This is a genomic window from Geminicoccus roseus DSM 18922 (assembly GCF_000427665.1).
GTDB lineage: Bacteria > Pseudomonadota > Alphaproteobacteria > Geminicoccales > Geminicoccaceae > Geminicoccus > Geminicoccus roseus.
In genome coordinates, this window is record NZ_KE386572.1 from 2,753,261 (window position 1) to 2,766,403 (window position 13,143).

The following is a 13,143-nucleotide window of genomic DNA, read 5'->3' on the forward strand; positions in this document are numbered from 1 at the left end:
CGTCTCTCCTCAGGCGACCATCTTGCGGACGTCGGTCAGCCGGCCGGTCACGGCGGCGGCGGCGGCCATCTCGGGCGAGAGCAGGTGGGTGCGGCCCTGCCGGCCCTGGCGGCCCTCGAAGTTGCGGTTGCTGGTGGAGGCGCAGCGCTCCTTGGGCGAGAGCTGGTCCGGGTTCATGCCCAGGCACATCGAGCAGCCGGCCTCGCGCCACTCGAAGCCCGCCTCCTTGAAGATCTTGTCCAGGCCTTCCTGCTCGGCCTGGTAGCGCACCAGGCCGGAGCCCGGCACCACCATCGCCTGGATGTTGGCGGCGACCTTCTTGCCGGCCACCACCTTGGCGGCGGCGCGCAGGTCCTCGATCCGGCCATTGGTGCAGGAGCCCAGGAACACCTTGTCCAGGACGACCTCTTCCATCGGCATGCCGGCGGTCAGGCCCATATAGTCCAGGGCGCGCTGCATGGCCTTGCGCTGGCCCTCGTCCTTCGCGGTCCTGGGATCCGGCACGCGGCCGGAGATCGCCACCACGTCCTGGGGCGAGGTGCCCCAGGTGACCTGCGGCTCGATGTCCTCGGCCTTCAGCAGGACCTCGGCGTCGTAGGTCGCCCCTTCGTCGGAGGGCAGGGTCGACCAGTAGCGGACCGCCTGCTCCCAGGCCTCGCCCTTGGGCGCCATCGGGCGGCCCTTCAGGTAGGTCCAGGTCTTCTCGTCGGGCGCGATCAGGCCGGCGCGGGCGCCGCCCTCGATCGACATGTTGCAGATGGTCATGCGGCCTTCCATCGACAGGCCGCGCACCACCGAGCCGGCATACTCGATCACGTAGCCGGTGCCGCCGGCGGTGCCGATCTTGCCGATGATGGCGAGGATCACGTCCTTGGCGGTCACGCCGAAGGGCAGGTCGCCCTCGACCGAGATCCGCATGGTCTTCGGACGCTTCTGGATGAGGGTCTGGGTGGCCAGCACGTGCTCGACCTCGGACGTGCCGATGCCGAACGCCAGGGCGCCGAACGCGCCGTGGGTCGAGGTGTGGCTGTCACCGCAGACGATGGTCGTGCCGGGCAGGGTGAAGCCCTGTTCCGGCCCGATCACGTGGACGATGCCCTGGCGCTTGTCGCGCATGCCGAACAATTGCACGCCAAATTCGCGGCAATTCTCCTCCAGCGTCTCCACCTGGATGCGCGAGGTGGCATCCTCGATCGGCTTGGACCGGTCGGTGGTGGGGACGTTGTGGTCGGGAACGGCCAGGGTCGCCTCGGGGCGCAGGACCTTGCGGCCGGAGACGCGGAGACCCTCGAACGCCTGGGGGCTGGTCACCTCGTGGACGAGGTGCCGGTCGATGTAGAGGAGGCTGGTGCCGTCCTCGGCGACGTCGACCAGGTGGCTTTCCCAGATTTTCTCGAAGAGGGTCTTGGGCCCGCTCATCTCTTCTGTTCCCGATCTGCCGGGATGCGTGCCGCATCCCGGTTCAATGCGATGCAGTCAGCCTTGCTGGCCCGGTTCAGGCCGAGGCGGACTTCTTGGGGGTGTCCATGCGGCGCTCGGTGATGCGCGCCGCCTTGCCGGTCCGGCCACGCAGATAATACAGCTTCGCGCGACGCACCTTGCCGCGACGCACCACCTCGATGGAGGCGATCCGCGGGCTGTACAGCGGGAAGACGCGCTCGACACCCTCGCCGTAGGAGATCTTGCGGACGGTGAACGCGCTGTTCACGCCGCGATTGCGCCTGGCGATGCAGACGCCCTCGAAGGCCTGGACCCGCTCGCGGGTGCCCTCGATGACCTTCACGTTGACACGAAGCGTGTCGCCGGCGCCGAATTCGGGCACCTGCTGGCCGCGGCCCTCGAGTGCTGCTTCAATCTGCTCTTTGTTGAGCTGTGCGATCAGATCCATGGATCAGTGTCCTTCAGGGTGGAGTTCGACGTTCTTGGCCCCGATCAGGTCGGGGCGTCGCGCGGCGGTGATGGCTTTCGCCTGTTCCCGCCGCCACTCCCGGATCCGGGCATGATGCCCGGACAGGAGAATCTCAGGGACCGGCCGGCCTTCCCAGACCGCCGGCCGCGTATAATGCGGATATTCGAGCAATCCGTCCTCAAAGCTTTCCTCAGCCAATGATGAGGCGGAGCCCAGCACGCCGGGCAGGAGCCGCACCACCGAATCGAGGAGCAGGAAGGCGGCCAGCTCGCCGCCGGACAGGACGAAGTCGCCGATCGAGACCTCGTCCAGGCCGCGGGATTCGACGACGCGCTGGTCGATCCCCTCGTAGCGGCCGCACAAGAGGACGACGCCCGGCCCGTCGGCCAGGCGGCGGGCATCCGCCTGCACGAAGCGGCGCCCGCGCGGGGTGAGGAAGATCTTCGGGCGCGGGTCGCCTGTCGGCGCCGCCGCGTCCAGGGCGGCGGCGATCACGTCCGGCCGCATCACCATCCCGGCCCCGCCGCCGAACGGGGTGTCGTCGACCGACTGGTGGCGGTCCTGGGTGAAGCTGCGCGGGTTGACCGTTTCCAGCGACCAGTCGCCGCGCTCCAGGGCCTTGCCGGTCAGCGACTGGCCGAGCGCGCCCGGGAACATCTCGGGGAAGATGGTGACCACCGAGGCGGCAAAGCCCATCACTCCACCTCCACCGGCGGGTCGATCACCACCCTGCCGCCGGCAAGGTCGACCACCGGCACGACTGCCCTGGTGAAGGGGAAGTCCAGCAGGGCGCCGTCTCCGGCACGCACCTCCAGGATGTCGCCGGCGCCGAAATCCTGCACGCCGACGACCTCGCCCAGAAGCGCGCCGGACGTGTCCTCCGCACGCAGGCCGATCAGGTCCTCGTGGTAGAACTCGTCCTTGCCGGTCGCGGGCAGGACGCTGCGCGGGACATAGAGGGCGGTACCGCGCAGCCGCTCGGCGGCGTTGCGGTCGGTAATGCCCTCAGCCTTCACGATCAGGCCGTTGTCCAGCACCGTCTCCACGACCATCGTGAACAGGCGCTTGCCGTTCTGGTCGTAGACCGGCCCGTAGGCGGCGGCATTCTCCGGCTCCTCGGTGAAGGTCTTCAGCTTGAGATGACCGCGCACGCCATGGGCCGTCGCCACTGCGGCGACGCACACCATCCGTTCGGCGGCATCTCCAGCCATCGATCCTCAACCCCGTCCCGGCAACCCAGCGGCCATCGGCCCTGCGCTAAGCCCAAGGAGGACCCGGCGGCCTCCGGCTCTCGTCTCGACATGGAAGCGGCGTCCACGTCCAGTGCTGGACGCGAACGCTGTCCCGAAACCGGCTCAGGCGGCCGCTTCGGCTTCCTGCTTCGCCTTCTTCTCGGCGATCTCGGCGGCGCGCTTGCCGGTGCCGCGATGCACGGTGGCGCCCGGCAGGATGCCGGCCTTGTCCAGGAAGCGGGCGACCCGATCGGTCGGCAGGGCGCCCACGGACAGCCAGTGCTTGATCCGCTCCTCGTTCAGGACCAGGCGGTTCGGGTCCTCGGTGGTGCGGATCGGGTCGTAGGAGCCCAGACGCTCCAGGAAACGACCGTCGCGCGGCGAGCGGCTGCTGGCCGCGACGATCTTGTAGTAGGGACGCTTCTTCGCGCCGGCGCGGGCGAGGCGGATCTTCACCGACATAGCTGACTTCCTAGAGTTCAACGGTTGAGCGAGAAACAGAGAGAAGAAGCTTACATCCGGGGCAACATTCCCTGCGGGATCATTCCCTTGGGGAGCTTGCCCATCAGGTTCTGCAAGCCGCCCATCTTCTTCATCTGCTTCATCATGTCCTGCATCTGGCGATGCTGCTTCAAGAGCTGGTTGACGTCCTGGACGGTGGTGCCGGAGCCCTTGGCGATGCGCCGCTTGCGCGAGGCGTTGAGCTTGTCCGGTTCGCGCCGCTCCAGGGGCGTCATGCTGTCGATGATCGCGGTCTGACGGACGAACACCCGTTCGTCGACCTTCTTCTCGTCCAGCTGCTTCTTGATCTTCTGCACGCCCGGCAGTGCCGACAGCATGCCCTGCATGCCGCCCATCTTCTTCATCTGCACGAGCTGCGAACGGTAGTCGGCCAGGTCGAACCGGCCCTTCTGCACCTTCTTGGCGAGCTTCTCGGCCTCGTCGCGGTCGATGTTCTCGACCGCCTTCTCGACCAGGCTGACCACGTCGCCCATGTCGAGGATCCGGCCGGCGACCCGCTCGGCGACGAACGCCTCCAGCTGGTCGAGCTTCTCGCCGACGCCCACGAACTTGATCGGCTTGCCGGTGATGTGGCGCATCGACAGCGCCGCGCCGCCGCGGGCGTCGCCGTCCATGCGGGTGAGCACGATGCCGTCGATGCCGATCTCGTCGTTGAAGGTCCGGGCCACGTCGACCGCGGTCTGGCCGGTCAGGCCGTCGGCGACCAGCAGGGTCTCCTGCGGCTCGGCGAGCAGCTTGACCTCGGCCAGCTCGTCCATGAGCTGGTCGTCGATCTGCAGCCGGCCGGCCGTGTCCAGGATGACGACGTCGTAGCCTTCGCGGTGTGCGGTATCCAGCGCCCGCTGGGTGATCTCGACCGGCTTCTGGCCGGGGATGATCGGCAGGTGGCCGGTGCCGGTCTGCTCGGCCAGCACCTGCAGCTGCTTCTGCGCGGCCGGCCGCTGCACGTCGAGCGAGGCCAGGAGCACCTTCTTGCGCTCGCGGTTCTTCAGCCGCAGCGCCAGCTTGCCCGAGGTGGTGGTCTTGCCGGAGCCCTGCAGGCCGCACATCAGCACGACCGAGGGCGGCGAGCCCAGGTCCAGCCCGGCCTGCTCGGCACCGCCCAGGAGCTCGATCAGCCGGTCGTTGACGATCTTGACGATCTGCTGGCCGGGCGTGATCGAGCGGATCACCTCCTGGCCGACTGCGCGCTCCTTGATGCCGGCGACGAAGTCCTTGACCACCGGCAGGGCGACGTCGGCCTCCAGCAGCGCCACGCGGATCTCGCGCAGGGCTTCGCCGACATCGGCCTCGGACAGCGCGCCGCGCCGGCGCAGCCGGTCGAACACGCCACCAAGGCGGGTGGTTAGGTTTTCGAACATGATCCCGGTCGTTCCGTCCTGTGCCAATCCATCAACGTCGTTCCCGGCGATGGATTTTCCGGACACGGCAGCGTATAGAAAACCGCCTCCGCGAGATGGGCCCGCGAAGCGCGGCTCTCTTGAGCACCGCGCCATCCAGATGTCAAGGAATCGCGGTTCCACCGTTGCGCGGGGGGCGACGATCTGCGATCAGGCCGCACCATGACCATCGTGCCCTTCACCAAGATGCACGGGCTGGGCAACGACTTCGTCCTCCTGGACGAGCGTCGGATGCCGATCCCGATCGATCCCGCCTGGGTGGCCAGGCTCGCCGACCGCCATCGCGGCATCGGCTTCGACCAGCTCGTCGTGATCGACGAGGACCCGGAGCTGGACGCCCATGTGCGGTTCTTCAACGCCGACGGCAGCGAATCCGGGGCCTGCGGCAACGCCACCCGCTGCGTCGCCCGGCTGATCCACGACGAGACCGGCCAGGACCGGATCGAGCTGCGCACCGGGCGCGGCATCCTGCGGGCGGTGCGCGACGGCGATGCCTGGTCGGTGGACATGGGCCAGCCGCGCTTTCGCTGGGACGAGATCCCGCTCACCCATGAATGCGACACCGAGCAGGTGCCGGTCGACATCGCCGGGCTGCCGCGGCCGTTCGCGGTGAACATGGGCAACCCGCACGCGGTGTTCGTGGTCGAGCATCTGGAGAGCCTGGACGTCGCCGGGATGGGGGCGATGCTGGAGCGCGACCCGATGTTCCCCGAGCGCGCCAATATCGGCTTCGTGCAGGTGCTGGACCGCCAGAACGTGCGGCTGCGCGTGTTCGAGCGAGGCGCCGGGCTGACGCTCGCCTGCGGCAGCGGGGCCTGTGCGGCGATGGTGGCGCTGGTGCGCAAGGACCTGGTCGACGGCAAGGTCCGCTTCCAGCTGGACGGCGGCGAGCTGCAGCTTGCCTGGGACGGGATCAACGGGGTGGTGATGACCGGGCCGACCGCGCTCTCCTATACGGGCGAGATCAGCGCCGAGATGGCGCCGGACGCGCCATGAGCGCCATCGACGTCCTGACCTTCGGCTGCCGGCTGAACATCTTCGAATCCGAGGTGATGCGCCGCCATGCCGAGGAGGCCGGGCTGAAGGACCTGGTGATCGTCCATTCCTGCACGGTCACCGCCGAGGCGGAGCGCCAGGTCCGCCAGGCGGTGCGCAAGGCAAGGCGGCAGAACCCCGAGAAGCGGATCGTGGTGACCGGCTGCGCCGTCCAGGTCGACCCGGCCAAGTGGACCGGGATGGACGAGGTCGACCATGTGGTCGGCAACGAGGACAAGCTGAAGCCGCTCACCTGGACCGGCCTTGCCGGCGAGGGGCCGGAGCGGGTCCGGGTCGGCGACATCATGGCGGTCAAGGCGATGGCCGGGCACCTGGTGCCGGGCTTCGACGGCCGGTCGCGCGCGTTCCTGCAGGTGCAGAACGGCTGCGACCATCGCTGCACCTTCTGCATCATTCCCTACGGGCGCGGGCCGTCCCGCTCGGTGCCGATCCAGGACGTGGTGGCGCAGACGCGGCTGCTGGTCGGGCAGGGCTATCGCGAGCTGGTGGTGACCGGGGTCGACATCACTTCCTATGGCAAGGATTTGGGGGATGCGCCGACGCTCGGCGGGCTGATGAAGGCGGTGCTGCGCGACGTGCCGGAACTTCCGAGGCTGCGCCTGTCCTCGATCGACCCGGCCGAGATCGACGACGACCTGCTGGAGCTGATCGCGAGCGAGCCCCGGCTGATGCCGCATTTGCATTTGTCGCTGCAGGCCGGCGACACCATGACGCTCAAGCGGATGAAGCGCCGCCATTCCCGCGAGGACGTGCTGGGGCTGACGGCGCGGCTGCGCGGCCTCCGGCCGGACCTGGTGTTCGGCGCCGACATCATCGCGGGCTTCCCGACCGAGACCGACCAGATGTTCGAGAACACCAGGCGGATCGTCGAGGAGGCCGGGCTCACCTGGCTGCACGTGTTCCCCTACAGCCCGCGCCAGGGCACCCCGGCGGCGAAGATGCCGCAGGTCGAGCCGATGCTGCGCAAGGAGCGCGCCGCCCTCTTGCGCGCCGAGGGCGCCAAGGCGGTGGCGCGCTTCTATGCGGGCGAGCAGGGCCGGGTGCGCGAGCTGCTGGTCGAGCGGGGCGGGGCCGGGCACACCCGGCATTTCGCGCCGGTGAAGCTCGCCGCAAACGACGACCCGCCGGCGGGCACGCTGGTGGACGTGCGGATCAAGGGCGTGGAGGGCGAGGTGCTGCTGGGCGAGCGGGCGGCCTGAGCCGGTCAGCTGCGCAAGGCGGCGGCGACGGAGTTGCGGTAGGTGAGGGCGGCCGGGATGGCGGCCAGGGCCAGCCCGACCAGCACGATCGCCAGGACCAGCAGGAATTCCGGGTGGCCCAGGGCCACCGGCAGGGCCACCGAGGTGCGGCTCTCGAAGGCCAGGGACACCAGCAGGGCGCCGCCATAGCCCAGCGCCAGGCCCAGCAACGCGCCCAGCGTCAGGATCAGCGCCACGTTCAGCCAGACCGTGGCGAACACGAACAGGCGCGACGCGCCCAGCGCCCGCAGGACCCCGATCAGCCGGCGCCGCTGCGCCAGGCTGGCCAGCACCGCCAGCAGCACCGCCCCGATCACCAGGACCTGGGTCAGCACCGAGATCGTCGCGATCAGGTCGCGCACGTCGCCCAAGAGCGCGTAGAGCTGCACCAGCACCTCGCCCGGGAACACCGCCATGGTGGCGTCGGCGCCGCGGTACTGCGCGCGCAGGGCATAGGCCGCGGCGAAGCTGGCCGGCTTGACCACGATCGCCGGGACGCCCGGCAGCTCGTCCAGGTCGAAGGGCGGGCCCACCGGGATCGCCGAAAAGTCCGGCTCGCCGTGCAGGCCGGCCGGCCAGACCCGGGCCTCGTCCAGGGCATGGCCGACCGGCAGGCCGTGGATCCACCAGGTGGATTCGATGCTGGACACGATCGCCCGGTCCCAGGGGCTGCCCAGGCGGGGCAGCCGGCCGACCACCCGGAAGGCGAATTCGTGGTGGTCCTCGTCCTCCATCTCGACATGGCCGTGCAGCGGCTCGAATTCCTGCTCCAGGGCGAGCGGCACGTCCGCGCCGACCACCACCTCGTCGACCCGGGCGAACGGGCGTCCCTCGGCCAGGGCCAGGGCGCCGCCCCGGGTCAGGAAGTCGGTGGTCGAGCCTATCAGCGGGTGGCCCTGCCAGTTGTCGCCAAAGCCGATCGGCGCGGCATAGGCGACCTCCGGGTTGTCCGCGAGCTCGGCCAGGATCCTGGCGTCGATCAGGTCCAGGGAGGCGGGCTGAAGGTAGACGGTGGAGAGGACCAGCTGGGTTTCGCTGCCGGGCGCGCCGATCAGCAGGTCGAACGGGTCGGCGGCCTCAGCGCTGCCTTCGCGCAGGGCGCGCTCCTGGGCGGAGACCGCCACGCCCAGGGCCACGGCCAGCGCCACCAGGAGGATGACCGCCAGCACGCCCGCCCGGCTGCGCCGCAGGTCGGCCAGGACGAAGGGCAGGGGGTTGCCCAAACGCTCAGATCCGCTCGTAGCTGGCGTCGAGCAGCCGGACCCGGCTCACGAAGCCGGTCTCCTCGTCGATCTCGGTGCCCAGCGACAGGGTGCCGGTGACGCGGATCGGCAGGTTGAAGTCGACCCATTCCTGCGGACTTTCCAGGCGGACCAGGATGATGTCCTGCGGCCAGTCCATCTCGCTGTCGCAGAACGGGCAGACCGCCATCGGCCGCTTGGTCAGCACGAAGAAGGGCGCGTCGGGCTTGAGCGGCGGCGCCATGAAGCCCTGGATCTCCACGGTCTGGTCGGCCAAGGCCAGCGCCTCCTCGGAGAACGCCGCACCCCTGCCGTAGATGTCGCGCAGCTTGATCTGCGGGGCGGCATGGCCGGGTCGCACGGTTCCAGCCACGCCGATCGCAGCCAGGGCGGCCAGCAGGTGACGTCGGGTGGGCCCGGCCATGTCCTGTCTCCCCTTCAGATCCTCACTTGGCGGCGCCGGCTGCGCGCTGGCTGATGCCGGAGGCATGGTCCATCACGTGGAAGATATAGTTCTGCTCCACCGTGCCCTGGAAGAGATGCGACCAGGGGCCGATCGCATAGATGCCCAGATCCTCGCCGCCATGGGTCTCGCTGGCGAGCGGCACCAGGGACTGCTGCAGGAAGTCGACATCGGTGGTGTCGACGTTGGTCAGATCGGCGCGGACGCCGTCCTTCATCGCGCCCGGGCCATTGGCGAAGCCCAGGGTGGTGTAGGGCTTGCCGTCATCGCCCAGCAGCGGCTCGCCCTTCCAGGAGGCCAGGCCCAGGATCGGATTGCCGCGCTCGGGATAGCCGCTGATGGTCAGGGTGTGGCCGTGGTCGGCGGTCACCACGATCAGAGTCTCGTCGAGGTCGACCTTCTGGGTGGCGGTCTTGATGGCGCGGTCGAAGGCGATCGCATCGTTCAGCGCCCGCGCGGCATTGCCCTCATGCAGCGCATGGTCGACCCGGCCGGCCTCGACCAAGAGGATGAAGCCCTCGTCACCGGCCTTGGCCTGCAGGATGTCGATGGCCTTGGAGGTCATCTCCGACAAGGACGGCTCGCCGCCTTTGTCCTTCTCGCGGTCGACCGAATACTTCATGTGCGACATCTCGAACAGGCCGAGGACCGGGCCGGTGGTCGCGGGGTCGATCGCGTCGAACTGCTGCTGGTTCCAGACGAACACCGCATTGTCGTTGCGGTCCTGCCATTCCCTGGTCAGGTCGCGGTTGTCGGTGCGCTTGCCGGTCTTGCCCTCATCCTCCGGATCGGCGGCGGTCTCGGGCAGGAAGTTGGCGCGCCCGCCGCCCATCGCCACGTCGAAGCCGTGGCCGTTCGGGGTCTCGATCAGGGAGCTGGCGATGTCCTTGCAGCCCATCTCGATCGCCTCGGGCGGCATGTCGGCATCCGATTCCCAGTCGCGGCTGGGCGAATGCGAATAGGTGGCGCCCGGCGTGGCATGGGTCAGCCGCGCGGTGCTGACCACGCCGGTGGCAAGGCCGGCGGCCTGCGCCATCTCGAAGATCGTGGTGACGGCACCGTTGTCCAGGGACGCCCGGCAGTCCTCTTCGGCCACGTTGTGCGACACCGCCATGACGCCGTTGTTGGTCTTCACCCCGGTCACCATCGCCACCGCGGTGGGCGAGCTGTCGGAGACCTGGCCATCGGCCGAGTAGGTCTTGGACGCAGCCAGGTAGGGGAAGGATTCAAAGGTCAGGACGTTGGATTCGCCGTCCACGCCGCGCTGCTGACCTTCCAGGATCCGGGTCGCGGTGATGGTGGGAAAACCCATGCCATCGGCGACGAACAGGATCACGTTCTTGGCGTGGTTGGTGTTCGGCTGCTGCGCCATGATCCGCTGGAGCGTGTCCTGGCCGGTCTGGAAGTAGGGATCGCCCGCCTGGGCCAGCGCGGCGCTGCTGCTGCCGACGGTCGTCTCGGCGCCCCGGCTGCTGCAGCCGGTTGCCGCCAGCACGACCGACCCCAGGCACAGAGCAGCCTGCACAGGTTTCTTCATGATCATCTCCCTGACCTTCGATCTTCCAAAGCGAGATAGTTCCAGGCAATGACGGATAGCAATACCACTCGAACAACAGAATGATCTGGAAAATCCATCGGATGTCCGGACATGTTGGGTGAAATGCGAGGGAGGATTTCTGTCTTGCCGGCACTCCAGGAAGTCGATCCAGGGCATCCCTGCCCGGGCGCAGCGGCCGGCGCCGGCCGATCCTTCGGAGGCGCCCGGTGAGCCACCTGCGGGTCCGGGGGCTCCGGGTCGCCTTCTCGGCGGTGCCGGCGCTGGATGTCCCGTCGCTGGAGATCCGTCAGGGCGCGCGGGTTGCCATCACCGGGCCGTCCGGCTGCGGCAAGACCACGCTGGCCTTCGCGCTGAGCGGCATCCAGCCGGTGCAGCAGGGAGAGGTGCGCTGGGCGGACCAGGAGATCACCGCCCTTCCCGAGGGCGCCCGGGACCGCTGGCGGCGCCGCCATGTCGGCATGATCTTCCAGGACTTTCACCTCATCCGGGGCATGCCGGTGCTGCAGAACGTGATGGCCGCCGGCTATTTCTCCGCCTGGAGGCCGGTCCCGGCCGCAAAGGAGCGGGCCTTGGCCCTGCTGGACCTCTGTGGGGTGTCCGGGGCGCGCGAGGACGTCGCCACCCTGTCCCGGGGCGAGCAGCAGCGGGTCGCGATCGCCCGGGCCCTGTTCCAGGACCCGCCCATCCTGATCGCCGACGAACCCACCGCCAGCCTGGACGCCGCCAGCGCCTCGGCGGTGATCGGCCTCCTGCGCGAGGAAACGTCCCGGCGCGGCACCACCTTGCTGGCGGTCAGCCATGACCCGGCGCTGGTGGAGGCGATGGACCGCCCGATCCGGATGGCGGGAGGGCGGCTGCTGACCTGACGCCTCGTCCGGCACATGGCAGCCATGCACGCCGCGGCAAGGCAGATCAGGGGGCTCCACGTCATCCGGCGCTTGCCGAACCCCGCCGCATCGGCGAGTTTCCGCCTCGCCATGACCCAGACCAATGCCAGCTGGTGGCAGCGCCTGAAATCCGGTCTGTCGAAGACCTCGGGCCAGCTCACCGGATCCATTTCCGCGATCTTCGTGAAGAAGAAGCTCGACCAGGAGACCCTGGACGAGCTGGAGGAGGCGCTGATCCTGGCCGACATGGGGGTGGAGACCTCCGGCCGGCTGGTCGCGCACCTGAAGAAGGAGCGCTACGGCAAGGACGTCACCGACCAGGAGGTCCGCCAGGTGCTGGCCGCCGAGGTCACCCGGATCCTGAAGCCGTATGCGAAGCCGATCCCGTCGCGGGACGTGGCGCCGCAGGTGATCCTGGTGTGCGGGGTGAACGGCACCGGCAAGACCACCACGATCGGCAAGCTCGCCAAGATGGCGACCGATGCCGGGCTGAAGGTGGTGCTGGCCGCCTGCGACACCTTCCGGGCGGCCGCGGTGGAGCAGCTCCAGGTCTGGGGCGAGCGCAACGGCGTGCCGGTGCTGGCGGCGACGCAGGGATCGGATCCCGCGGCGCTGGCCTTTTCCGCGCTGGAGAAGGCCAAGGCGCAGGGCGCCGACATCCTGATGATCGACACGGCCGGGCGGCTGCACAACAAGGCGGCCCTCATGGACGAGCTGAAGAAGATCATCCGGGTGATCAAGAAGGTCGATCCCGACGCCCCGCACGACACCGTGCTGGTGCTGGACGGCACGACCGGGCAGAACGCGCACCGGCAGCTCGAGGTCTTCAAGGAGATCGTGGACGTGACCGGCCTGGTGGTGACCAAGCTGGACGGCACCGCCAAGGGCGGCGTGGTCGTGTCGCTGGCCGAGCGGTTCCACCTGCCGATCCATGCCTTGGGCGTGGGCGAGGCGATCGAGGACCTGAAGCCGTTCGAGGCCGAAGCATTTGCCCGGGCCCTGCTCGGGCTGGACGAGAAGACCGGGCAGGCCTGAGACGCCCGAGGTTGAGGGTTTGGCCGTCAGGCGCTACCTGACCGCATGGATCGAGCGCGACGACGTCGGAGAGGAATGGCATGGCCCGCAGCATCGTCGAGACCATACTCGGGGCCCTGGTGCTGCTGGTGGCGGCCGGCTTCCTGTTCTGGGCGTATGGGCGCAGCAACATCGGCGGTCCGAACGGCTATGAGCTGGTGGCGCAGTTCGACCGCGCCGACGGGATCGATGTCGGCGGCGACGTACGGATCAGCGGGGTGAAGGTCGGCACCGTCACCGCGAAGAGCCTGGACCCGCAGACCTTCCGGGCGTCGGTCCGCTTCTCGGTGCAGAACGGCATCGAGCTGCCGACCGACAGTTCGGCCTCGGTCGCCAGCTCCAGCCTGATCGGCGGCAAGTACCTCTCGATCATCCCCGGTGGCGACGACCGCAACCTGGAGCCGGGCGGGGCCATCACCCTGACCCAGTCCTCGGTCAGCATCGAGGACCTGATCGGTCGCTACATCTTCAGCCAGGGCGGCAGCGAGAGCGGCGGATCGGGCGGCGCGGCATCTGGCGGCGACGCGGGAGCCGCCGACGACATCTTCTCCAGCCCATGATCG

General features: G+C 69.0%; 14 protein-coding genes. 5 read left to right on the forward strand and 9 right to left on the reverse strand.

Annotation, left to right across the window (positions count from 1 at the left end; genetic code table 11):
- Positions 1-9: 9 nt before the first annotated feature.
- The 6 genes from leuC to ffh form a co-directional block, all read right to left on the reverse strand.
- A complete protein-coding gene (gene leuC, locus GEMRO_RS0113875) occupies positions 10-1,419 on the reverse strand; it encodes a 3-isopropylmalate dehydratase large subunit (RefSeq protein ID WP_027134474.1) in 1,410 nt (469 codons plus the stop codon).
- 76 nt (positions 1,420-1,495) lie between these two features.
- Positions 1,496-1,888, reverse strand: a complete 393-nt coding sequence (rplS, locus tag GEMRO_RS0113880; RefSeq protein ID WP_027134475.1) for a 50S ribosomal protein L19 — start codon at positions 1,886-1,888, stop codon at positions 1,496-1,498.
- 3 nt (positions 1,889-1,891) lie between these two features.
- On the reverse strand, positions 1,892-2,605 hold the full coding sequence (trmD, locus tag GEMRO_RS0113885) for a tRNA (guanosine(37)-N1)-methyltransferase TrmD (protein ID WP_027134476.1): 714 nt from the start codon (positions 2,603-2,605) through the stop codon (positions 1,892-1,894).
- A complete protein-coding gene (gene rimM / locus GEMRO_RS29615; RefSeq protein ID WP_035487230.1) occupies positions 2,605-3,120 on the reverse strand; it encodes a ribosome maturation factor RimM in 516 nt (171 codons plus the stop codon). The genes trmD and rimM overlap by 1 nt, the downstream gene beginning before the upstream one ends.
- 144 nt (positions 3,121-3,264) lie before the next feature.
- The gene (gene rpsP, locus GEMRO_RS0113895) at positions 3,265-3,603 is read right to left on the reverse strand and encodes a 30S ribosomal protein S16 (RefSeq protein ID WP_027134477.1); all 339 of its coding nucleotides are present in this window, start codon (positions 3,601-3,603) and stop codon (positions 3,265-3,267) included.
- A 50-nt stretch (positions 3,604-3,653) separates the two neighbouring features.
- Positions 3,654-5,024, reverse strand: a complete 1,371-nt coding sequence (gene ffh / locus GEMRO_RS0113900; protein ID WP_027134478.1) for a signal recognition particle protein — start codon at positions 5,022-5,024, stop codon at positions 3,654-3,656.
- Positions 5,025-5,225: 201 nt separating this feature from the next.
- Between ffh and dapF the strand changes: the two genes are divergently transcribed.
- Together dapF and mtaB are read left to right on the forward strand one after the other, a co-directional pair.
- Positions 5,226-6,059, forward strand: coding sequence for a diaminopimelate epimerase (gene dapF, locus GEMRO_RS0113905; protein WP_035485322.1), 834 nt, complete (start codon positions 5,226-5,228; stop codon positions 6,057-6,059).
- Positions 6,056-7,318 carry a tRNA (N(6)-L-threonylcarbamoyladenosine(37)-C(2))-methylthiotransferase MtaB gene (mtaB, locus tag GEMRO_RS0113910; RefSeq protein WP_027134480.1) on the forward strand — a complete coding sequence of 421 codons (1,263 nt, stop codon included), beginning with the start codon at positions 6,056-6,058 and terminating at the stop codon, positions 7,316-7,318. The genes dapF and mtaB overlap by 4 nt, the downstream gene beginning before the upstream one ends.
- Before the next feature lie 5 nt (positions 7,319-7,323).
- Here the strand turns inward: mtaB and GEMRO_RS0113915 are convergent, their stop codons facing one another.
- The 3 genes from GEMRO_RS0113915 to GEMRO_RS29620 are packed head-to-tail and all read right to left on the reverse strand — an operon-like array spanning position 7,324 to position 10,598.
- Complete coding sequence (locus GEMRO_RS0113915; protein WP_027134481.1) at positions 7,324-8,580, reverse strand: FtsX-like permease family protein; 1,257 nt, start codon at positions 8,578-8,580, stop codon at positions 7,324-7,326.
- Between the two features lie 4 nt (positions 8,581-8,584).
- On the reverse strand, positions 8,585-9,022 hold the full coding sequence (locus tag GEMRO_RS0113920; RefSeq protein ID WP_035485323.1) for a hypothetical protein: 438 nt from the start codon (positions 9,020-9,022) through the stop codon (positions 8,585-8,587).
- 22 nt (positions 9,023-9,044) lie between these two features.
- Positions 9,045-10,598: an alkaline phosphatase gene (locus GEMRO_RS29620; RefSeq protein ID WP_035487234.1), complete on the reverse strand. Its 1,554-nt coding sequence runs from the start codon at positions 10,596-10,598 to the stop codon at positions 9,045-9,047.
- A 227-nt stretch (positions 10,599-10,825) separates the two neighbouring features.
- Here GEMRO_RS29620 and GEMRO_RS0113930 point away from each other — a divergent pair, with 227 nt between their 5' ends.
- The 3 genes from GEMRO_RS0113930 (at position 10,826) to mlaD (ending at position 13,140) form a co-directional block, all read left to right on the forward strand.
- On the forward strand, positions 10,826-11,485 hold the full coding sequence (locus GEMRO_RS0113930; RefSeq protein WP_027134483.1) for an ATP-binding cassette domain-containing protein: 660 nt from the start codon (positions 10,826-10,828) through the stop codon (positions 11,483-11,485).
- A 111-nt stretch (positions 11,486-11,596) separates the two neighbouring features.
- The gene (gene ftsY, locus GEMRO_RS0113935; RefSeq protein ID WP_027134484.1) at positions 11,597-12,541 is read left to right on the forward strand and encodes a signal recognition particle-docking protein FtsY; all 945 of its coding nucleotides are present in this window, start codon (positions 11,597-11,599) and stop codon (positions 12,539-12,541) included.
- Between the two features lie 80 nt (positions 12,542-12,621).
- Positions 12,622-13,140 (forward strand): outer membrane lipid asymmetry maintenance protein MlaD, encoded by a 519-nt coding sequence (mlaD, locus tag GEMRO_RS29625; RefSeq protein WP_051329058.1) that lies wholly within the window; start codon positions 12,622-12,624, stop codon positions 13,138-13,140.
- The last annotated feature ends 3 nt before the right edge of the window (positions 13,141-13,143 follow it).

Coding starts and splice junctions, on each gene's coding strand:
- rimM (WP_035487230.1), bottom strand. CDS start 3,120: ATGGCTGGAGATGCCGCCGAACGGATGGTGTGCGTCGCCGCAGTGGCG.
- leuC (WP_027134474.1), bottom strand. CDS start 1,419: ATGAGCGGGCCCAAGACCCTCTTCGAGAAAATCTGGGAAAGCCACCTG.
- GEMRO_RS29620 (WP_035487234.1), bottom strand. CDS start 10,598: ATGAAGAAACCTGTGCAGGCTGCTCTGTGCCTGGGGTCGGTCGTGCTG.
- dapF (WP_035485322.1), top strand. CDS start 5,226: ATGACCATCGTGCCCTTCACCAAGATGCACGGGCTGGGCAACGACTTC.
- mlaD (WP_051329058.1), top strand. CDS start 12,622: ATGGCCCGCAGCATCGTCGAGACCATACTCGGGGCCCTGGTGCTGCTG.
- trmD (WP_027134476.1), bottom strand. CDS start 2,605: ATGGGCTTTGCCGCCTCGGTGGTCACCATCTTCCCCGAGATGTTCCCG.
- ffh (WP_027134478.1), bottom strand. CDS start 5,024: ATGTTCGAAAACCTAACCACCCGCCTTGGTGGCGTGTTCGACCGGCTG.
- rpsP (WP_027134477.1), bottom strand. CDS start 3,603: ATGTCGGTGAAGATCCGCCTCGCCCGCGCCGGCGCGAAGAAGCGTCCC.
- mtaB (WP_027134480.1), top strand. CDS start 6,056: ATGAGCGCCATCGACGTCCTGACCTTCGGCTGCCGGCTGAACATCTTC.
- rplS (WP_027134475.1), bottom strand. CDS start 1,888: ATGGATCTGATCGCACAGCTCAACAAAGAGCAGATTGAAGCAGCACTC.
- GEMRO_RS0113920 (WP_035485323.1), bottom strand. CDS start 9,022: ATGGCCGGGCCCACCCGACGTCACCTGCTGGCCGCCCTGGCTGCGATC.
- ftsY (WP_027134484.1), top strand. CDS start 11,597: ATGACCCAGACCAATGCCAGCTGGTGGCAGCGCCTGAAATCCGGTCTG.